Source organism: Streptomyces sp. NPDC107575 (assembly GCF_055657265.1).
In genome coordinates this window covers 537,419-555,994 of the sequence record NZ_JBVKBG010000001.1, presented here as the reverse complement: position 1 = coordinate 555,994, position 18,576 = coordinate 537,419, and the positions used below count along the sequence as shown (strand labels likewise).

Here is an 18,576-nt window from a genome sequence, read left to right as displayed (position 1 = left end):
CCGACCCGCACCGGGACGGACCCGGCACACTCGTCGAAGGCGGCGCCCGTGAACGACGACGGCTATTACGACCTGGGATCCTTCCACCGCGAGATCACGACCTCCTCCCCCGAGGCCCAACTCTGGTTCGACCGCGGCCTGTTGTGGGTCTACGGCTTCCACCACGAGGAGGCCGCAGTCTGCTTTGAACGGGCCGTCGCGGCGGACGAGCAGTGCGCCATGGCCCACTGGGGCCTCGCCTACGCCCTGGGGCCCAACTACAACAAGCCCTGGGAGGCGTTCGACGCGCACGACCTGACGTCGACCGTCGAGCGCACGCACCACGCCGTGCAGCGGGCCGCGCTCGCCGCCGCCCGCGCCACACCGGCCGAGCAGTCGCTGATCGACGCCCTCACGTCCCGCTACCCGTCGGCCGGCCCCGCGCCCGACCAGTCGGTGTGGAACGAGGAGTACGCGCAGGCCATGGGCAAGGTCTACGCGAACCACGGGTCCGACCCCGACATCGCGGCACTGTACGCCGACGCCCTGATGAACCTCACGCCCTGGCAGCTGTGGGACCTGCCCACCGGCCGCCCCGCCGAGGGCGCCCGCACGGTCGAGGCGCGCGAAGCACTCGAACGCGCACTCGCGCGACCGGAGGGCCGCGACCACCCCGGCCTGCTGCACCTCTACATCCACCTCATGGAGATGTCACCGATGCCGGAGCAGGCGCTGCCGGTCGCCGACCGGCTCCGGGGCCTGGTCCCCGACGCGGGCCATCTGCACCACATGCCCTCGCACATCGACGTGCTGTGCGGCGACTACCGGCGCACCATCGCCGCCAACACCCGCGCCATCGAGGCGGACGAGAAGGCGCTGGCCCGCGACGGCGCGATGAACTTCTACACGCTCTACCGCTGCCACAACTTCCACTTCCGGCTCTACGCCGCGATGTTCGCCGGCCAGGCGGAGGTGGCCTTCGACTCCGTGGACCGCCTGGAAGCAGCCGTCCCCGAGGAACTGCTGCGCGTCGACTCGCCGCCCATGGCGGACTGGCTGGAGGGCTTCCTCGGCATGCGGGTGCACGCCCTGGTCCGCTTCGGCCGCTGGCAGGACCTGATCGACCTGCCGCTGCCCGGCGACCCGGAGCTGTACTGCGTGACGACGGCGATGACCCACTACGGCCGGGGCCTCGCCCTCGCCGCGACCGGCCGCACCCGGGAGGCGGCGGCCGAACGCGCGCGCTTCACGGCGGCCGTGCAGCGGGTGCCGGAGTCCCGCACCGTCTACAACAACACCTGCCTCGACCTCCTCGCCATCGCCGCCGCCATGCTCGACGGCGAACTCGCCTACCGCACGGGCGACTTCGAGCAGGCCTTCGCCGACCTGCGCCGCGCCATCGCCCTCGACGACGCCCTCCCCTACGACGAGCCGTGGGGCTGGATGCAGCCGACCCGGCACGCGTACGGGGCGCTGCTCCTCGAACAGGGCAGGGTCGCGGAGGCCGCCGACGTCTACGCCGCCGACCTGGGCCTGGACGACACCCTCCCCCGCTCGCTGCGCCACCCCAACAACGTGTGGGCGCTGCACGGCCATCACGAGTGCCTGCTCCGCCTCGGCCGCACCGCGGAGGCCCGGATCATCGCCCCGCAGCTGACGACGGCGCTCGCGGTGGCGGACGTCCCGATCCACTCGTCGTGCTACTGCCGCCTGGAGACGGCCGACGGCTCGGACGACTGCTGTTCAGACCACCCGCCCACCCCCTGACCGCTCGCCCATCACTCCTGGCCCTCACTCCCGGACCTCACTCCTGGTCCTCCAGCAAACGGAACCCGCCACCCCGACAGCCGCCGCACACCTCCCCCTCGCACCGCCCACTGCCGTGGCACTCGTCGCACAGCCCGTCGTGCCACGTCGTCCCGTCCAGAGCGTGGTGCGGGCGCGGATAGTGGGTGTCGGGCAGCACGCACTCCACCTGTGTGTCCGGGTGCCTGCGCACACACAGGTCCCGACCGGGCTGCCGACGCCGAACTTCTTCTGTCATGACCGCCGCTTCCCCTTCCGCTACGACTCCAGGGAAGCACCCGCCACTGACAATCGGGGTCCGACGCGGCTAGGGCCTGTCGTTTGGATCAGGCCGGATCAGGGAGCGGGGTCTGGTGCGTGCGATCGCAAGGCGGAGGAGGGAGGCGACGCGGAGCGTCGTCGACCGACGACAACGCCGCGAGCGTGCGTGCCAGACCCCGCGAGCCCGGCCTGATCCAAACGACAGGCCCTAGTTGTCGCCACCAGCCTGCGCCGTGCCGCCCGCGGCTGTTGTCCGGGGCGCGGCGGACCCGTCGTCCTGCGAGGCGCCCCAGGAGGCCAGCAGGCGCAGGCTCTCCTCGGAGGGTGAGCCGGGTTCGGCGGTGTAGAAGAGCAGGGTGAGGCCGGGGTCGGCGTCGACGGTCGAGCCGAGCCACGAGAGCGACAGGTCCCCGACGACCGGGTGGTGGAATCGCTTGCTCCCGGTGCCGTGGCGGGTGACGTTGTGCATGCCCCACCGGGTGCGGAAGGCGTCGCTGCGGGTGGACAGCTCGCCGACCAGATCGTGCAACCCCTTGTCGTGCGGATTGCGCCCCGCCTCGTTGCGCAGCACGTCCACCACCCGGTCGGCGATCACGTCCCAGTCGGGGTAGAAGCGGTGGGACGCGGGATCGAGGAACTGGTAGCGGGCGATGTTCGGCGGCTGGACGTGGCTGTTGTACAGGTCGACCCAGAAGGCGCGGCCGAGCCGGTTGGTGGCCAGGAGGTCCAGGCGGCTGTTGACGACGAAGGCCGGCGCCGCGGTGACGGCCTCCAGGGTCCACAGCAGGCTCTCCGGCAGCTTTCGCTGCGCGCCGCTGGGGCGCGGCCGCGGCTGCGTGAGGGCGTCGGAGCCCTCCTGCGCCCGGACGAGGTTTCCCAGGTGGGCCCGCTCCACGTCGTCGAGCCGCAAGGCGCGGGCGACGGCTTCCAGCACCCCCGGGGAGACCCCGGCCAGATTGCCGCGCTCCAGCTTCGCGTAGTACTCGACGCTGACATCCGCCAGCGCCGCCACCTCGGCCCGGCGCAGCCCCGGCACCCGGCGCCGGCTGCCGGCCGGGAACCCGACCTCCTCGGGTGTGATCTTGGCTCGCCGCGAGGTCAGGAACTCACGGGCTTCGTCGCGGTTGTCCACGACTCGACGGTACGTCGGGATCCCGGCCGGAGCGATGTACTGCCAGTACACCCCTCATCAGTGCCTCGCCCCCCACCTGAAATGCCGGTTTCCTGGATCGCGACGACATCCGGACATCGGAACACCGAACGCGAACACGAACACGAACGGGACCCTTCACTGATGAACCCCAACCCCACCTACGACTTCTCCGGCCAGGTCGCGCTCGTGACCGGCGCCGCCTCCGGCATGGGGCTGGCCACCGCCCGCGCCTTCGCCGAGGCCGGCACGGCGGTCGTCCTCGCCGACCTCGACCAGAAGGCCGCCGAGCGTGCGGCCGATGAGCTGACCGACGCCGGCCACCGCGCCCTCGGCCTCGGCGTCGACGTGGCGGACGAGGGACAGGCCGCCGCCATGGTCGCGCGCACCGTGGAGACCTTCGGGCGCCTGGACATGGCCTTCAACAACGCCGGCATCCAGGCGCCGCCCGCCGACGCCGCCGACGAGACGGCCGCGGATTTCGACCGCGTCAACGCCGTGAATCTGCGCGGCATCTGGACGTCCCAGAAGCACGAGCTGCGGCAGATGCGCGCCCAGGGCTCCGGCGCGATCGTCAACTGCTCCTCCCTCGGTGGCCTGGTCGGCCTGCCCGAACGCGCGGCGTACCACGCCTCCAAGCACGGCGTGATCGGCCTGACCAAGAGCGCCGCGGTCGAGTACGCCCCCAAGGGCGTCCGCATCAACGCCGTGTGCCCCGGCGTCATCGAGACGCCGATGGTCGCCGACATGCTCGAAGGTCAGGCCGAGGCCATGGCCGAGATCATGAAGCAGCAGCCCATCGGCCGCCTGGGCGCCGCCGAGGAGGTCGCGGCCGCCGTCCTGTGGCTGTGCAGCCCGGCCGCTTCCTTCGTCGTCGGGGTCGCGCTGCCCGTGGACGGCGGCTTCACCACGCACTGAGCGCCGTCACGCGGCGCCGGCACGCTCGGCGGTGACCACCACCGCCGTGTACGGCAGCGTGAACTCGCCGCCCATGGCGTCGATCGCGGCGCCCGTGCGCGCGAGCAGGTCCTCCAGTTGCTCGGGCCGGTACGTGCCCGCCTCCCCGCTGGTGCGCATCTGCTCCAGCCACGCGTCACGGGTGTACGTGGCCTGCCACTCGAAGCGCCATTCCTCGGGTTCGCCGAACAAGGCGGTGTCGCGCAGACCGTCGGCGACCTTGGCGAAGATCGCGCCGTACGCGTCCAGGCTCGCGCGGAGCCAGGGGTTGCGCGGGGAGTCGGGCAGGGCCGCGCGGTGGGCGGCGGCGAAGGCGTCCGCGAGGGCGGGGCCGGGGCGGAAGACGTTCCAGAAGAGCGCGAGGCGCCCGCCGGGCCGCAGTACCCCGGCCGCCTTCGCGGCACCCGCGACCGGGTCGACCCAGTGCCAGGTCTGGCCCGCGACGACCGCGTCGAAGGTGCGGCCCGCCGCGTCCCAGGTCTCGAACCTGCCGACTTCCACGTCGAGTCCGTGGCCGCGGGCGTACTCCGCCATGCGCGCGTCGACGTCGACGCCGAGGACGGTGCTGCCCGCCGCCCGGAACTGGCGGGACACGATGCCGGTGCCGCAGCCGACGTCGAGGACGTCCGGGCCGGGCGCGGCGGCGGCGATCCGGGACACCAGGGCGTCGGGGTAGCGCGGCCGGGTGCGGTCGTAGCGGTCGGGGTCGGTGCCGAAGGACTCGGCCATGGCGCGGGCCTTGTGCGGCTCGTTCGGGGTGGTCTCGGGCTGCTTCGACTCACGAGTGGGCATGCGCCCACCATAATGGGCACACGCCCACTCTTCTACCCTGAGCCGAACCGAATCCCCGCCGAACGAAGGAGACGCGCAGGTGCCGACCGGTGTGGCCATACGCGATGCGCGCGAGCAGCTCTTCGACGCGGCCGAGCGCGTCCTCATGCGGGACGGCGCCGCCGCGCTCACCAGCCGGGCGGTCACCGCGGAGGCCGGCTGCGCCAAGGGCGTGCTGCACCGCCACTTCGCCGACTTCGACGCGTTCCTGGCCGACCTCGTCATCGACCGCGCGGGCCGCATGGAGGAACGGGCCGCCGCGCTCGTGGCATCCGCCGGCACCCGCACCGTCGTCGACCTCCTCACGGACGCGCTGACGGACCTGTTCACTCCGGTCGTCGTCGCCATGGTCGGCCTCCTCACCTTCCGCGACGGCCTGCGCGCCCGACTGCGGGCGGCGGGCCGCCCGGGTGTCACGGTCCTGTCGGACGCCACCGCGATGCTCCGCTCGTACCTCGAAGCGGAGTGCCGGGCGGGCCGATTGGCACCCGACACCGACATCGACTCCCTGGGCCTCACCCTGATCGGCTCGGGACACCTGCTGTACGCGAACCGGGAGGACGGCCCGCCGAGCGACGCGGACGTCCGCCGGGTGGTCACGTCGGCCGTCGCCGGGGCGCTCCCCCGCTGACAGGCCCCGACTCCCCGATGCCCGACTACCTGAGCACCTCCTTAGAATGTCACCCAGATTGTTGACACTTGCGTTGACAGTTGGTGGCGTAGGCCCCGGGGTGAGGCTCGCTCGCCCCAGGAGCCACACGGGAGCGATGAGTTGAAGCACCGGACCATCAAGCGCAGAAACGTCGTGATCGGAATCGGGGCCACCGCGGGCGCCGCGGCCACCGGCGGGCTCGCCCTGTCCGCGCAGGCGTCGACCGGGACCACCACGCCCGACAAGCCCTCCGGCACCCTCACGTTCGACAAGGGCGCGTACACCGAGCTGACCACGACCGTCAGCACCGACGACGGCGACAAGGAGGTGACGTACCGCTTCTGGAAGGCCATCACCTATGTCGCCAAGCCCGTCGACGAGAAGTATCAGAGCCTGAACGTCAGCGAGCCGGTCGCGATCGACGGGAAGGCGGTCGACGCCTCCGACGCGCCCATCCTGTTCGCCAACTCCGTCGGCGGTTACATGCCGTCCTCGGTGGCGGACGCGGACGGCATAGGCGGGGGCGGTGGCGGCATGCCGGGCGGCGGCGCGCTCAACTCGAATCAGCTGCTCGCCCTCGCCGCCGGCTACGTCGTCGTCGAACCCGGCGCCCGCGGCCGCACCCTCAAGGACGACGACGGCACGTACTACGGCACCGCGCCCGCCGCGATCGTCGACCTCAAGGCCGCCGTGCGCTACGTCCGCGCCAACAAGGGCCGCATCCCCGGAGACACCGACCACATCGTGTCCTCCGGCACCAGCGCAGGCGGCGCCCTGTCCGCGCTGCTCGGCGCCTCCGGAGACAGCCGCCTCTACGCCGCGTACCTGGCCGAACTCGGCGCCGCCGACGCCTCCGACGCGATCTTCGCGACCGGCGCCTGGTGCCCGATCGCCGACCTCGAGCACGCCGACGGCGCGTACGAGTGGAACTGGGGCTCCAACAAGCTGAGCGGCGGGGAGCAGGTCGACCAGGCGACGTCGAAGCAGCTGCGCGCGCAATTCGCCGAGTACCAAGCCGCGTTGAGGCTGCCCCGGCGCGACGGACGCGGACTGCTCACCGCCCGGAACTACGACGAGTATCTGCTGACGCAGTATCTGCAGCCCTCCGCCACCCGATACTTGCGGGCCCTGTCGGACAGCGACCGCGCCGCGTACCTCGCCGACAACACGTTCCTCACGTGGCAGGGCGGCCGGGCCACGTTCACGTGGGAGGACTTCCTCGCGCACGTGGGCGCCCGCAAGAAGGACACGCCCGCCTTCGATCCGTTCGACCTGTCGTCCCCCGAGAACAACGAGTTCGGGGCGAGCACCACCGAGGCACGGCACTTCACCGCGTTCGGCGCGCGGCACGACACGAGCGGCACCGGCGGTGGGCGCGTCGCCTCCGACATCCCCGAAAAGCTCGACCTGATGAATCCGATGTATCACCTTGCGCGGCGCAACCCCGGCCGCTCCAGGCACTGGTGGATCCGGCTCGGCACGAAGGACAGCGACACCTCGCTGACCGTCTCCGCCAATATCGCGGCCGGCGCGGCCGGGCTCGGTGACAAGGTCGACCACCTCTACTACTGGGACGAGGGGCACGGCGCCAACACCGATCCCGCGGACTTCATCGCCTGGATCGCCGAGGTGACGGGCCACAAGAAGAAGTAGCGAACGTGCAGGGCACTGTGGCCCGGCTCCCGCGAAGGAGCCGGGCCACAGTGCCTTGCGGAGCACAGGTCAACCGGCCAGCGCCGGCGCCCCCTTCGGGTCCCCGCTCCCCCGGTTCAGTCCGGCCTTGATGGTGAGCGCGGCCAGCGCCATCATCACCGCGCCGAACACCGCTGCCACCGCGAACATCGAGAAGCCGAGGTCCGCGTGGCCCGCCGCGAGGAGCTGGCCGCCCATCCACGGGCCGAAGACGGCGCCGAAGCGGCCCATGCCGGAGACCCAGCTGAGCGCGGTCGGCCGGTCCTCCTCGACGTGGTGGGAGCCCACCGTCGCGTACACCATCGTCTGGCCGCTGAACAGGAGCAGACCGGCGAGGAAGACCACGCAGTACAGCAGCCCCACCGACATGTGCACGCCCATCAGGTAGACGAAGACCGCGGTCAGCGCGAACCAGATGATGACGATGCGGCGCGGGCCGACGAGGTCGGCCAGGCGGCCCGCGACCAGCATGCCCACGATGCCGCCGACGTTGAGGAACGTCGAGAACAGCAGCGAGTCACCGGTCTCGTAGCCGAGATCGCCCATGATCTTCGGCAGCCACTGGCCGACCCCGTAGACGAGGAGCAGGCCGGCGAACGACGTCAGCCAGAAGCACAGCGTCGTCAGCCACTGGCGGCCGCGGAACAGGGCCTTGATGCTCTCCAGCCGGTCGGCGGCGTGCCCCTTCGGCTCCGGCAGTACGAGGCCGTACTCGCCGGCCAGGCTCTGCGCCCGCGCCGTGCGACCGCGTGTGAGCAGGTTCGTCGGCGACTCCGGCAGCAGCTTCAGGGCCAGCGGCAGGAAGATCAGCGCGGGTATCGCGCCGACCAGGAACGCCGAGCGCCAGCCGAAGTCGTCGATCAGCCACAGCGCGAGCAGCGGGGCGACGGCGCCGCCGGTCTGGTGTGCGGTCATGATGACACCGGTCGCGAGCGCCTTGCGGGCGCCGGTGGTGAACTCCATGCCGTACGAGATGGCGATCGGAAGCAGCGCTCCGAGGCCGAAGCCGCACACCAGGCGGAAGAAGCCGAACACCCCTGCGCTCTGGGCGAGTCCGCAGCCGACGGTGGCGACCGTGAAGACGACCACGGACGTGAAGACCGTCTTGCGTCGGCCCACCCAGTTGCTGACCGTGCCGGACAGGATCGTGCCGATCAGCATGCCGAAGGTGGTGTAGCTGCCGATGTCACCCGCGGTGGCGTCGGTCAGGCCGAGCGCCTTCGAACCGAGCATGTGCGGCAGCGCGGAGCCGTAGATGAAGGTGTCGATGCCGTCGATGAACACCAGCGCCCAGCACAGGGCGATGACGACGGCGCGGCTCCGCGGGGACGGAGCGGCGGCGTTTTCGGGCAGGGGGGAGCGGTAACGCGAGGACATCTTTGTTCCTCTCGTGCGGGCAGTCCGGCGGGCCGGAGGTGATGGTGGTGGAGACCCCTGGGGTCAGGGCTCGATCGGCGGGGTGCCGTGGGTGTGGAAGGACTCGATGGTCTTCAGGCCCCAGGCCTGGCCCTTCTTGCGCTCTTCCTCGGTCCAGGTGATCAGCGGCCAGTCGGGCGCGAGGACGAGGCGGGTGAGCGGGTTGCACAGCTCGATGCGGTTGCCGCCGGGCTCGTAGACGTAGAGGAAGAACGTCTGCTGGATGGCGTGCTTGTGCGGGCCCGTCTCGATGAACACGCCGCTGTCGATGGCGAGATCGGCGGCGCGCAGGATGTCCTCGCGGTTGTCGGTCGCGAACGCGATGTGGTGCAGGCGGCCGTTGGCGCCGGTCCAGTCCTCGGTGTAGACGACGTCGTACGACTTGTTGGTGAAGGTCAGCCAGCGCGCCGCGACGCGGCCGGTGTCGAGACGGATCTGCTCGGTGGGCCGGGCGCCCAGGATCTGCTGCTGGAACTCGGCGTTGGCGAGGACGTCGGAGGCCAGGAAGTTGATGTGGTCGAGGCGGCGCACGCCCACACCCCGGTTGGGCTTGGCCTGCGGCTGGTTCTTCAGCGCGGGCCGCAGCTCCTCGGGGGCCCGGTAGTGCTCGCTCTCCCAGTACAGGGCGTGCTCGTGGCCGTCCGGGTCCGTGGTCACGTAGAGCTTGCCGAGGCCGGGCTCGTCCTCGACCCAGTGGCCGGTGCCGCCGGACTCCTCGACCGCCTTGACGCGGCGCTGCAACGCCTCCTCGCTGGAGGTGCGCAGCGCGATCCGGCCGAGGCCCGGCTGCTCGCGGGCGGTGAGGACGAGGCTGTGGTGCTCGTAGTCGTCGAAGGTGCGCAGGTAGACGTGATCGCCGTCCTGGCCGCACACGGTCAGGCCCAGGAAGTCGGTGAAGAAGCCGACGCTGGCGTCCAGGTCCGGGGTGAACAGCTGGGCGTGGCCGATGTGCGCGATGTCGCCGAGCGGCGGAGTCATCGGGGACCTCCTGAGGTGGATGCGGGGCGCGGGAAGACCGTGCCGTCGAAGAGGGTGCGGGCCGTGCGGACGACGGCGGTGCGCTCGGCGACCGGCTGTCCGTCCGGGCCGCGGGTGAGGCTGCTTTCGATGTCCGTGAAGCCGGTGGGGTGCTCGATGCGCAACCGGTCGCCGTCGCTGGGGAGTTGGGCGATGCCGTCCGCCACGCTTCCTTCGATCCGCAGGCCCGCGGCGACACTCGCCGCGCCGAGCACACCGATGGTCGTGTGGCAGCGCACGGGGATGAACGTGCGGGTGGTGACGGCTCCGCCGTCGCGTGGCGGGGCGAGCAGGGTGAGCTTGGGCACGGTGGCGCCGGTGACGTCACCGAGGCCCATCAACTCCCCCGCTGCCAGCCGGATTTCGTGAAGGCGCGCTGCGAGCCCGGTGTCCGCCTCCAGCTCCTCCGGGTCCTCGTAGCCGGTGACCTTCAGGGACTCGGCGGGGATCAGCACGGTCGGCATGCCGTTGTCGACGCAGGTCGCCTCGACGCCCGCGACGGTGTCTCGGGGGTGGCCCGTCGGCAGCAACGCGCCTTCACCGGGCGGGAATTCGACGACCACGACCACCGGCGCCCCGGGCGCCCGGCGGGTGGGAAAGCTGACCGTCGCTCGGTCGCCCGAGTTGACCATGCGGATGCGGACCGAGGTCTCGCCGTCCCCCGCGGGCACCAGTCCGCGCTCGACCGCGAACGGGCCGATGCCGGCGAGGATGTTGCCGCAGTTCTGCCGGTCCGACACCACGGCCTCGTCGACGCCGACCTGGAGGAACAGGTAGTCGACATCGGCGGCCGGATCCTGCGAGGCACTGACGATCCCGACCTTGCTCGCGAGGGGGTGGCCGCCGCCGACGCCGTCGATCTGGCGCGGGTCGGGGCTGCCCATCACGCGCAGCAGCAGGTCGTCGCGGGCGGCAGGGTCCGCGGGCAGGTCGTCTGCGAGGAAGTACGCCCCCTTGGAGGTGCCGCCTCGCATCAGCATGCAGCGCAGGCCCTCACTGCCGGTCACGAGGTGTGCTCCTCGTACGTGCGGTACTCGACGCCGAGCCGCTTGAGCGTGTCGCGCAACCCATAGCGGTCCAGGCCCAGTTGACCCTCCAGGAAGGCCGCGCGCGTGGCGGCCTCCTTCTCCTCACGGGCCCGCGACATCTCGGCGGCCTCGGCGGTGCGCTCGCGCGGCACGACCACCACACCGTCGTCGTCGGCCACGATGACATCACCGGGGCGCACGGTCTCGCCGCCGATGACGACCGGGACGTTGACACTGCCGCCGGTCGCCTTGACCGTGCCCTGCGCCGACACGGCCGCCGACCAGGCGTGGAAGCCCATCTCGCGCAGCTCGGCGGTGTCACGGATGCCGGCGTTGGTGACGATGCCGCGCACCCCGCGGTGCTGCAGCGCGGTCGCGAACAGCTCCCCGAACATGCCGTCCGTGGACGGGGATGTGGTCGTGACGACGAGGATGTCTCCCTCGCCGCACTGCTCCACGGCCGCGTGGATCATGAGGTTGTCGCCGGGCCAGGACACCACGGTGACCGCGGTGCCCGCGATACGCGTGTCCCGCTGGTTGGGGCGCAGGTGGTGGCCGAGGAGACCGGTGCGGCCCATCGCCTCGTGGATGGTGGCGACGCCGTACCCGGCGAGCGCCTCGACGTCCTTGGGGTCGGCCTTGGGCGGGTCGGTGACGATGACGCCGGGCATCAGGCGAGCTCCTTCGCGATCTGCGGGTACGGGCGCATGTACGCCTCGGCCATGCTCTTGTGCGCGAGCCCGAGGTTGGGCCCGGCGTTGCGCTTGAGCTGCACACCTCGACGTACCGCGAGGTCGGTGTAGTACTCCCACAGGTGCTGCTGGGCACCGAGGCACTCCATGGCCTTGCGCTTGGTGTCCCACACCTCGGTGATGTCGAGGAGGACCTCGGGCCTGAAACCGCTCATCTCGGGCTGGTGCGGCTCGAAGTAGAAGACGGGCGGCGCGCCGATGATCTCGCCCTCGCCGGGGTAGCCGATGGCCTGCGCGAGGACGCGGGCCTGCAGCGCCATGCGGTTGGCGGCCGGGTGGTCACCGTTGTACGGGTCCTCGACGGGGTGGGTGAGCACGACGTCGGGCTGGGTGTCCCGATAGACGGCGACCAGCTGGTCGGTCAGATCGGCGGTCTCCACCAGCGGGTAGTCACCGGCGTCGAAGAAGCGGACCTCGGCGCCGAGGGTGGCGGCGGCACGCTCCGCCTCGTCGCGGCGCAACGCCTTGATCTCGTCGAGCTTCTTGCCCTCCCGCCAGGCCTTGGCGGACTCGCCGCGCTCCCCGAACGTCAGGCACGCGATGGTCACCTTCTCGCCTCGGGCGGCGGCGAGCGCGATGGCGCCGCCCGCCCGCCACACGAAGTCCCCGGCGTGCGCGGTGACCACCAGGGTCGATCGTGGCGTGGCGGTGGCGTGGCCGTTGGTCATGCTGCATCTCCTTGGTGACAGGTGTGCACCCGCCCCCGATGCGGCGTCAGTCGGCGCTCAACACGTCGATCACACTGCGGAGGTGGGCGCGGACGGCCGTCTCGGCCGCCTGCGGGTCCCTGGCCCTGATCGCCTCGATCATGGCCAGGTGTTCACCCAGGGACTGCTGCGAACGCCCGGGCCGCAGCGCCAACTGGAAGCGGTGGCGCACCAGTTGGGCGTTGAGCCGCTCCAGGAGCCCTACGGCCGTGTGCTGGCCGGAGATGTCCCGGATGCGGGCGTGCAGCTCGTGGTTCAGGTCGGAGTAGGTGAGCGGGTCACCGTTCTCGACCGCCTTGGACATGGCGTCCCCGAGACCGGTGAGCTCGTCGAGCTGCGCGTCGGTGGCCTCCTGAGCCGCCTTGGCCGCGCACAGCCCTTCGAGCGCCATGCGGCACTCGGTGATCTCCACGGCCTCCTCGACCGTGACGACCCGGACCCGCGAACCGCGGTTGCGGATCCGCTCGACCAGGCCTTCGGCGGCCAGTTCGAGCAGCGCCGCGCGGATGCTCGCCCGCGTCACGTCGTACTGCTCGGCGAGTTCGTTCTCCACCAGCCGCTGGGCCGGTGACATCTCGCCGCGCAGGATCGCCTTCCGCAGTTGATCGAGCGCGTACTGCTTGGCCTGCTCTCCGGAGCCCGGACGGGCTTCCTCCGGCATGTGCCCTCCCTGAGTGAGTGCGTGTCGACGCTAAATCTAGGCGAACGAAATTGTCAACGATTTTGTTCGCAACTCACAGCAAGTCATGCGCTGCCCTGGGCGAGCGGCCCCGCACCGCACGTTCACCGCGCGTACGCGCCCGCTTCGGACGCCACCCCCTTGCCCCTCACGCCAAGATCACAGGATGTGAATGCCATGTACGCGACATGAAGGAGCTTTCACGTGGCCACTTCACGGACGTCCCTGCCGGTCCTCGCCATCGCGGTCGCCGCACTCGCCGTGACCGCGACGGGTCCGGCGCAGGCCGCCTCCCGGGCGCTGCCCGCCGTCCCGCCGCGCGCCGAGACCGCCGCCCTGCACGACGACGCCGCGGGCGGCGACGCGGACGCCGACGACCCGGCGATCTGGCGCAACCCCGCGGACCCCGACCGCAGCCTCGTCGTCGCCACGGCCAAGCAGGGCGGCCTGCGCGTGTACGACCTCGACGCGCGCGAGGTGCAGTCGCTCCCGGCCCCCGCGAGCCCCGGCGCCGACGACGCGCCCGGCCGCTTCAACAACGTCGACCTGGTGCACAGCGCGGGCCTCGGCGACCTGGCCGTCACCTCGGACCGCGGCAACGACCGGCTGCGCCTGTACCGCATCGACCGCGACCGCTCCGGCGGCCCGCTCACCGACGTCACGGACCCGAAGGCGGCCCCGGTCTTCTCCGCCTCGCAGGACGAGATCAACGAGCAGCGCACGGCATACGGGCTGGCCACCTGGACGGACCCGGCGAGCGGCCGCTCGTACGCCCTGGTGAGTCAGCGCGAGCGCACCCGCCTCGCGCTCCTGGAACTCAAGGCGAACGCCGACGGCACGGTCGGCTACACCAAGGTCCGCACCCTCGACCTGCCGTCCGCCTTCCGCCTCCCGAACGGCGCCTCCTGGTCGCCGTGCGGCGAGCCCGGCGAACTGCCCCAGGTCGAGGGCATGGTGGTGGACCCGGCGACCGGCACGCTCTATGCCGGCCAGGAGGACGTCGGCATCTGGCGGCTGCGCGCGGACCTCGGCGGCACTCCGAAGCTGATCGACAAGGTGAAGGAGTACGGGGTCCCCGGCACCTACGACGAGGCGAGCGAGGAGTGCGTCGCGGGCGCCGACCCGGGCTTCGGCGGCAAGCACCTCACCGCGGACGTCGAGGGCCTGACCCTGGCCACGGAGGACGACGGCGACGGCCTGTTGCTCGCCTCCAGCCAAGGCGACGACACCTTCGCCGCGTACGACCGCGAGGTGTCCGACGCCAACGCGTACGAGGGCGGCTTCCGCGTCACGCCCGCCTCGGCCGGACTCGACGGCTCCGAGGAGTGCGACGGCGCCGCCGCGCTGAACGAGCCGCTGGGCCGGCGCTACCCGGACGGCCTTCTGGTCGTGCAGGACGGCCACGACGCGCCCGGCGACCCGGACCGCCCGTCCACCAACTTCAAGTTCGTGGACCTCGGCGCGGTCACGGACGCGGTCGACGACTGACGGCCGCGGCGGGCCGCTCGTCGACCGGCCCGCCCCACGGCGCCTCGAGCGCCGCGCGCAGCGCACCGAGTGCCTCCTCGCCGATCCGCTCCGCAAGCCGCGCCTCCAGACCGTCCAGCGCGCGCCGCGCCCGCTCGTGGGCGCGGCGCCCCTGCGCGGTGCGGCGCACCAGGCGCTGCCGGGCCGACGCCGGATCGGGCACCTGCTGCAGGAGCCCGTCCTCGATCAGCGTCCGCACGGCCTGATGGACGGTCTGCCGGGTCACGCCCATGCGGCGGGCCAGCTCCGCGACGGTGGTGCCGTCCGCGTCGAGCATCGCGAACAGCTGCACCTGCGTGGGCGTTATCGGCGCGATGCCCTCCGCATCGAGGGTCGCGAGCAGTCCGTCCTCGAACCAGCGGCGGGCCTCGCCGAGCAGTTGCGGCAGATCACGTCGGGGCTCGCTCGTCACTGCGTCCGTCCTTCCGGGTGGGTCTCGTCACGGCCTCTTGCCTCCCGACCGCACACCGTGTCAGGCTACCTGACATCAACCGTCAGGCACCCTGACACAACCGAGGACGACACCATGACCATGGAATTCGCGACGCGCTACCGCAGTGCCTCCCGCATACCGGCCGACCCGTCGAAGCCGTACGTGATCGAGAAGGGCGAGGGCGACCGGGCGCACCTCTTCGGCGACCTCGTCACCGTCTACGCGGGCGGCGAGCAGACCGACAACACCTTCAACTTCTTCACGGTGGAGGGCCCGAAGGGCGACATCATCCCGGCGCACGTGCACGCGGACACCCACGAGGTGTTCTACGTGACGCAGGGCGCGGTCCGGCTCTTCGCCGAGGATCCCGAGGGCGAGCAGCTGGAGCGGCTGCTCACGCCGGGCGACTTCGGTTTCGTGCCGAAGAACTGCGCGCACGCCTACCGCATGGAGCGCCACCACTCGCAGGTCGTCGGTGTCGCCGCGGGCCCCGGCGGCACGTTCGAGCGGTTCTTCGAGACGCTGGGCACGCCGGTGGAGGGCATGGGCCTGCCGGCCCAGCCGTTCGTCCCCGAGCCGAGCAAGTTCGGCACGGTGCCGCAGGAGTACGACGTGCGCTTCCTGCCCGACCACCAGTGGCGCACCTCGTGACGCCGGGCGAGCTGCGGCAGTTGATCGCCGCGCCGCACCCGGACGTCGCGCCACTGCCGCGGGCGACGGCCTACGCGGGCGGCGTGCGGGCGCTGCGCGGCGTCCCGTACGCGGACGTGGAGGGCGCCCGCCCGCTGGAACTCGACCTGTGGCTGCCCGCGTCGGCGGCCCCCGCCCCGCTGGTGCTGTTCGTGCACGGTGGAGCGTGGCGGCGCGGCCGGCGCGACGACATGGGTGTGCGGACGTGGGGGTGGGCTCCCGGCCCGTTCGAGCGGCTCGCGGCGGCGGGCCTCGCGGTGGCCTGCGTGGACTACCGGCTCAGCGGCGAGGCGATATTCCCCGCGCCGCTGGAGGATCTGTGGTCGGCGCTGCGCTGGCTGGGTCTGCGGGCGGACGAGCTGGGGATCGATCCCGAACGCACCGTCGTGTGGGGCGAGTCGGCGGGCGGTCACCTGGCCTCGCTGCTCGCGCTCACGCACGACGAGCCGCGGCTCGCGGGGGCGGTGATCTGGTACGGCCCGTCGGACCTGACCTCGCCCCGGCCGCCGTTCGACCCGGCGGACGCCACGACGCCGGAGGCGCTGCTGCTGGGCGGCGCGCCGACCGCGGTGCCCGAACGCGCGGCGGCGGCGAGCCCGTTGAAGCGGGTGCACGCGGGCGCCCCGCCCTTCCTGGTCGTGCACGGCGAGGCGGACTCGATGGTGGCCTGCTCGCACGGCGGGGATCTGACGGACGCGCTGCGGGCGGCCGGGGTGCCGGTCGAGCTGCGGACGATACCGGGCGCCGACCACGGCTGGCACGGCGCGACCGAGGACGAGGTGATGCGGATCTTCACCACGTCCCTGGACTTCGTACGGAGGCGGACCTGAAGCCCACTTCGGAGGCAGAGCCGACCACCCCTTTGCGCGGCTCCGCCCACCTGGCAGATTGGTGTGCCCCTGTCCCCTGGTGAAGAGGTGCGCGATGAGCCCGCAGTTCGGCGACTACCAATTCGAGATCTACCTCGACGGACTGCGCGGCGTGACGCCCACGCAGCCGATGGACTACGCCGCCCTCGAACAGCGGGCGCAGGCGGCGCTTTCCCCCTCGGTGTGGTCCTACGTCGCCGGGGGCGCGGGCGACGAGCACACGCAGCGCGCCAATGTGCGGGCCTTCGAGCGGTACGGGCTCGTGCCCCGGATGATGGTGGGTGCCACGCAGCGGGACATGTCCGTGGACCTGTTCGGGATGCGGCTCGCCTCGCCGCTGTTCATGGCGCCGGTCGGCGTGATCGGGCTGTGCGCGCAGGACGGGCACGGGGACCTGGCGACGGCGCGGGCCGCGGCGCGCACGGGTGTGCCCATGGTGGCGTCGACGCTGACGGTCGATCCGATGGAGGAGGTGGCCGCGGAGTTCGGTGACACACCCGGCTTCTTCCAGCTGTACACGCCCACCGACCGGGCGCTCGCCGAGAGCCTCGTCAAGCGGGCGGAGGCGGCCGGCTACAAGGGCATCGTCGTCACGCTCGACACCTGGGTCACCGGCTGGCGCCCGCGCGACCTGTCGACGTCCAACTTCCCGCAGCTGCGCGGCCACTGCCTGGCCAACTACAGCTCCGACCCGCGCTTCCAGGAGATCGCGGCGAGCACCGACCCCACGGACCTCGTCCGTTCCTGGGTCGGCCTCTTCGGCAACCCGCTCACGTGGGACGACCTGCCGTGGCTGCGCTCGCTCACCGATCTGCCGCTGATCCTCAAGGGCATCTGCCACCCCGAGGACGTGCGCCGCGCCAAGGACGGCGGCGTGGACGGCATCTACTGCTCCAACCACGGCGGCCGCCAGGCCAACGGCGGCCTGCCCGCGCTCGCCGCGCTGCCGGGGGTCGTCGAGGCGGCGGACGGCATGCCGGTGCTCTTCGACTCCGGTGTGCGCTCGGGCGCCGACATCGTCAAGGCGCTCGCGCTGGGTGCCACGGCGGTGGGCGTCGGGCGCCCGTACGCGTACGGTCTCGCGGTCGGCGGCGTCGACGGGCTGGTGCACGTCCTGCGCTCCCTGCTCGCCGAGGCCGACCTGATCATGGCGGTGGACGGCTATCCGACGCTGGCGGATCTCACACCGGAGTCACTGGTCACGCTGGACTGAGCCCTCCGTCGCGGCTCACCGCGTCGACCAGGCGCGCGAGCGCGTCGGCGGCCCGCTCCAATCCGCCGTGCGGGCTGACCGGTTCGTCGAGGTAGTGGTCGCGGCGCAGCTCCAGCATCAGCGCCGTGACGCGGGGGTCCTTGCCGTAGTACGCGAGGGGGACGTACGTGCCCGAGAAGGGGGTGTTCTCCGCCGCTTCCCCATAGGGAGCGAACGCCTCACGGGCCGCGGCGAGGAGCGCGTCCGGGGTGTGGAACGGGTCGGTGCCCAGGCAGACCGGAGGGCGCGGGTCGCTGCCGTGGAGCTCGTAGGGCAGGGCGCGGCTCGGGTAGGAGTGGACGTCGATGACGACCGCCCGGCCGGTCGCGGCCAGGCGGTCGGCCACGGCCCGTGTCATGGCCCGCGCGTAGGGGTGGAAATACCGGTCCAGCAAGGCGTCCTCGTCCGCCGGGGGTTCGGGGCGCAGCGGCTCGCGGTGTGTGGTGCGGGTGTAGACCGCGCCCATGCCGACCTCGCGCATCTCCTCGCGTTCGTCAGGGAACCGCTCCGGGTCGACGACCAGGCGCGAGCGCTGGTTGACGAACCTCCAGGGTGTGACGGCCGCGGCCCGCGCGGCGCGTTCCGCGACGAGGTCGGTGTGCGCGTCGGTGATGAGGTCCAGTTCGCGGGCGAGGGCCTCGCCCCGGAGCAGCAGCCCTTCGCGTACGAGCGCCGGGATCTCGCGGGAGGCGTGCGGCACGTGCAGGAGCACCGGGGAGGACGGGTCGCCCGGGTGCAGCCGGTAGGGCGGAGTGCCGGCGCCGTCCTGTACTGAAGTGTCCGCGGAGTCCGAGGTGTCCATGTGTCCCACTCTCCCACTCCGTCCACTTTCTGGGACGCGTGGTTTCGAGGTGTGGTCGCGGGGTAGGGAGCCGGTC

General features: G+C 72.0%; 18 protein-coding genes. 8 read left to right on the top strand and 10 right to left on the bottom strand.

Features of this window, described 5'->3' with window-relative positions; all coding sequences use genetic code 11:
• Positions 1-48: 48 nt before the first annotated feature.
• The gene (locus ACZ7L4_RS02595) at positions 49-1,746 is read left to right on the top strand and encodes a tetratricopeptide repeat protein (RefSeq protein WP_472099058.1); all 1,698 of its coding nucleotides are present in this window, start codon (positions 49-51) and stop codon (positions 1,744-1,746) included.
• Positions 1,747-2,254: 508 nt separating this feature from the next.
• On the opposite strand, the gene ACZ7L4_RS02590 is transcribed toward ACZ7L4_RS02595, so the two are convergent.
• A complete protein-coding gene (locus tag ACZ7L4_RS02590; protein ID WP_472099056.1) occupies positions 2,255-3,178 on the bottom strand; it encodes a helix-turn-helix transcriptional regulator in 924 nt (307 codons plus the stop codon).
• 162 nt (positions 3,179-3,340) lie between these two features.
• Here ACZ7L4_RS02590 and ACZ7L4_RS02585 point away from each other — a divergent pair, with 162 nt between their 5' ends.
• Entirely contained in the window at positions 3,341-4,114 is a 774-nt protein-coding gene (locus ACZ7L4_RS02585) for a glucose 1-dehydrogenase (RefSeq protein WP_472099054.1), read from the top strand.
• A gap of 6 nt (positions 4,115-4,120) precedes the next feature.
• Here the strand turns inward: ACZ7L4_RS02585 and ACZ7L4_RS02580 are convergent, their stop codons facing one another.
• Positions 4,121-4,945, bottom strand: a complete 825-nt coding sequence (locus ACZ7L4_RS02580) for a class I SAM-dependent methyltransferase (protein ID WP_472099052.1) — start codon at positions 4,943-4,945, stop codon at positions 4,121-4,123.
• Between the two features lie 79 nt (positions 4,946-5,024).
• On the opposite strand from ACZ7L4_RS02580, the gene ACZ7L4_RS02575 reads away from it, so the two are divergent.
• Together ACZ7L4_RS02575 and ACZ7L4_RS02570 are read left to right on the top strand one after the other, a co-directional pair.
• Positions 5,025-5,615 carry a TetR/AcrR family transcriptional regulator gene (locus ACZ7L4_RS02575; RefSeq protein WP_472099050.1) on the top strand — a complete coding sequence of 197 codons (591 nt, stop codon included), beginning with the start codon at positions 5,025-5,027 and terminating at the stop codon, positions 5,613-5,615.
• 141 nt (positions 5,616-5,756) lie between these two features.
• Positions 5,757-7,289 carry a subtype B tannase gene (locus ACZ7L4_RS02570; protein ID WP_472099048.1) on the top strand — a complete coding sequence of 511 codons (1,533 nt, stop codon included), beginning with the start codon at positions 5,757-5,759 and terminating at the stop codon, positions 7,287-7,289.
• A gap of 69 nt (positions 7,290-7,358) precedes the next feature.
• Here ACZ7L4_RS02570 and ACZ7L4_RS02565 read toward each other — a convergent pair whose 3' ends face one another.
• The 6 genes from ACZ7L4_RS02565 to ACZ7L4_RS02540 form a co-directional block, all read right to left on the bottom strand.
• A complete protein-coding gene (locus ACZ7L4_RS02565) occupies positions 7,359-8,705 on the bottom strand; it encodes an MFS transporter (protein WP_472099046.1) in 1,347 nt (448 codons plus the stop codon).
• A gap of 63 nt (positions 8,706-8,768) precedes the next feature.
• Positions 8,769-9,722, bottom strand: coding sequence for a catechol 2,3-dioxygenase (locus ACZ7L4_RS02560; RefSeq protein WP_472099044.1), 954 nt, complete (start codon positions 9,720-9,722; stop codon positions 8,769-8,771).
• The gene (locus ACZ7L4_RS02555) at positions 9,719-10,768 is read right to left on the bottom strand and encodes a PrpF domain-containing protein (RefSeq protein WP_472099042.1); all 1,050 of its coding nucleotides are present in this window, start codon (positions 10,766-10,768) and stop codon (positions 9,719-9,721) included. Before ACZ7L4_RS02555 ends, ACZ7L4_RS02560 begins: the two co-directional genes overlap by 4 nt.
• Positions 10,765-11,460 (bottom strand): 4-carboxy-4-hydroxy-2-oxoadipate aldolase/oxaloacetate decarboxylase, encoded by a 696-nt coding sequence (locus ACZ7L4_RS02550; RefSeq protein ID WP_472099040.1) that lies wholly within the window; start codon positions 11,458-11,460, stop codon positions 10,765-10,767. Before ACZ7L4_RS02550 ends, ACZ7L4_RS02555 begins: the two co-directional genes overlap by 4 nt.
• Positions 11,460-12,209 carry a PIG-L deacetylase family protein gene (locus ACZ7L4_RS02545; RefSeq protein ID WP_472099038.1) on the bottom strand — a complete coding sequence of 250 codons (750 nt, stop codon included), beginning with the start codon at positions 12,207-12,209 and terminating at the stop codon, positions 11,460-11,462. The genes ACZ7L4_RS02550 and ACZ7L4_RS02545 overlap by 1 nt, the downstream gene beginning before the upstream one ends.
• A gap of 46 nt (positions 12,210-12,255) precedes the next feature.
• On the bottom strand, positions 12,256-12,909 hold the full coding sequence (locus ACZ7L4_RS02540) for a GntR family transcriptional regulator (protein ID WP_472099036.1): 654 nt from the start codon (positions 12,907-12,909) through the stop codon (positions 12,256-12,258).
• Positions 12,910-13,131: 222 nt separating this feature from the next.
• Between ACZ7L4_RS02540 and ACZ7L4_RS02535 the strand changes: the two genes are divergently transcribed.
• Positions 13,132-14,415 (top strand): phytase, encoded by a 1,284-nt coding sequence (locus tag ACZ7L4_RS02535; RefSeq protein ID WP_472099034.1) that lies wholly within the window; start codon positions 13,132-13,134, stop codon positions 14,413-14,415.
• Here the strand turns inward: ACZ7L4_RS02535 and ACZ7L4_RS02530 are convergent.
• A complete protein-coding gene (locus ACZ7L4_RS02530; protein ID WP_472099032.1) occupies positions 14,393-14,866 on the bottom strand; it encodes a MarR family winged helix-turn-helix transcriptional regulator in 474 nt (157 codons plus the stop codon). The two genes, ACZ7L4_RS02535 and ACZ7L4_RS02530, sit on opposite strands and share 23 nt — an antisense overlap.
• Positions 14,867-14,980: 114 nt before the next feature.
• Here ACZ7L4_RS02530 and ACZ7L4_RS02525 point away from each other — a divergent pair, with 114 nt between their 5' ends.
• From ACZ7L4_RS02525 to ACZ7L4_RS02515, 3 genes are all read left to right on the top strand, one after another.
• Positions 14,981-15,538: a quercetin 2,3-dioxygenase gene (locus tag ACZ7L4_RS02525; protein ID WP_472099030.1), complete on the top strand. Its 558-nt coding sequence runs from the start codon at positions 14,981-14,983 to the stop codon at positions 15,536-15,538.
• A complete protein-coding gene (locus ACZ7L4_RS02520) occupies positions 15,535-16,407 on the top strand; it encodes an alpha/beta hydrolase fold domain-containing protein (protein WP_472099029.1) in 873 nt (290 codons plus the stop codon). The genes ACZ7L4_RS02525 and ACZ7L4_RS02520 overlap by 4 nt, the downstream gene beginning before the upstream one ends.
• 94 nt (positions 16,408-16,501) lie before the next feature.
• Complete coding sequence (locus ACZ7L4_RS02515) at positions 16,502-17,659, top strand: alpha-hydroxy-acid oxidizing protein (RefSeq protein ID WP_472099027.1); 1,158 nt, start codon at positions 16,502-16,504, stop codon at positions 17,657-17,659.
• On the opposite strand, the gene ACZ7L4_RS02510 is transcribed toward ACZ7L4_RS02515, so the two are convergent.
• Entirely contained in the window at positions 17,646-18,500 is an 855-nt protein-coding gene (locus ACZ7L4_RS02510; protein WP_472099025.1) for an N-formylglutamate amidohydrolase, read from the bottom strand. The genes ACZ7L4_RS02515 and ACZ7L4_RS02510 overlap by 14 nt on opposite strands.
• Between the last annotated feature and the right edge of the window lie 76 nt (positions 18,501-18,576).

What these genes read in the sequence shown, in the direction of transcription:
- ACZ7L4_RS02580 (WP_472099052.1), bottom strand. Translation starts at nt 4,945, where the DNA reads ATGCCCACTCGTGAGTCGAAGCAGCCCGAGACCACCCCGAACGAGCCG.
- ACZ7L4_RS02540 (WP_472099036.1), bottom strand. Translation starts at nt 12,909, where the DNA reads ATGCCGGAGGAAGCCCGTCCGGGCTCCGGAGAGCAGGCCAAGCAGTAC.
- ACZ7L4_RS02515 (WP_472099027.1), top strand. Translation starts at nt 16,502, where the DNA reads ATGAGCCCGCAGTTCGGCGACTACCAATTCGAGATCTACCTCGACGGA.
- ACZ7L4_RS02550 (WP_472099040.1), bottom strand. Translation starts at nt 11,460, where the DNA reads ATGCCCGGCGTCATCGTCACCGACCCGCCCAAGGCCGACCCCAAGGAC.
- ACZ7L4_RS02560 (WP_472099044.1), bottom strand. Translation starts at nt 9,722, where the DNA reads ATGACTCCGCCGCTCGGCGACATCGCGCACATCGGCCACGCCCAGCTG.
- ACZ7L4_RS02585 (WP_472099054.1), top strand. Translation starts at nt 3,341, where the DNA reads ATGAACCCCAACCCCACCTACGACTTCTCCGGCCAGGTCGCGCTCGTG.
- ACZ7L4_RS02525 (WP_472099030.1), top strand. Translation starts at nt 14,981, where the DNA reads ATGACCATGGAATTCGCGACGCGCTACCGCAGTGCCTCCCGCATACCG.
- ACZ7L4_RS02565 (WP_472099046.1), bottom strand. Translation starts at nt 8,705, where the DNA reads ATGTCCTCGCGTTACCGCTCCCCCCTGCCCGAAAACGCCGCCGCTCCG.
- ACZ7L4_RS02510 (WP_472099025.1), bottom strand. Translation starts at nt 18,500, where the DNA reads ATGGACACCTCGGACTCCGCGGACACTTCAGTACAGGACGGCGCCGGC.
- ACZ7L4_RS02545 (WP_472099038.1), bottom strand. Translation starts at nt 12,209, where the DNA reads ATGACCAACGGCCACGCCACCGCCACGCCACGATCGACCCTGGTGGTC.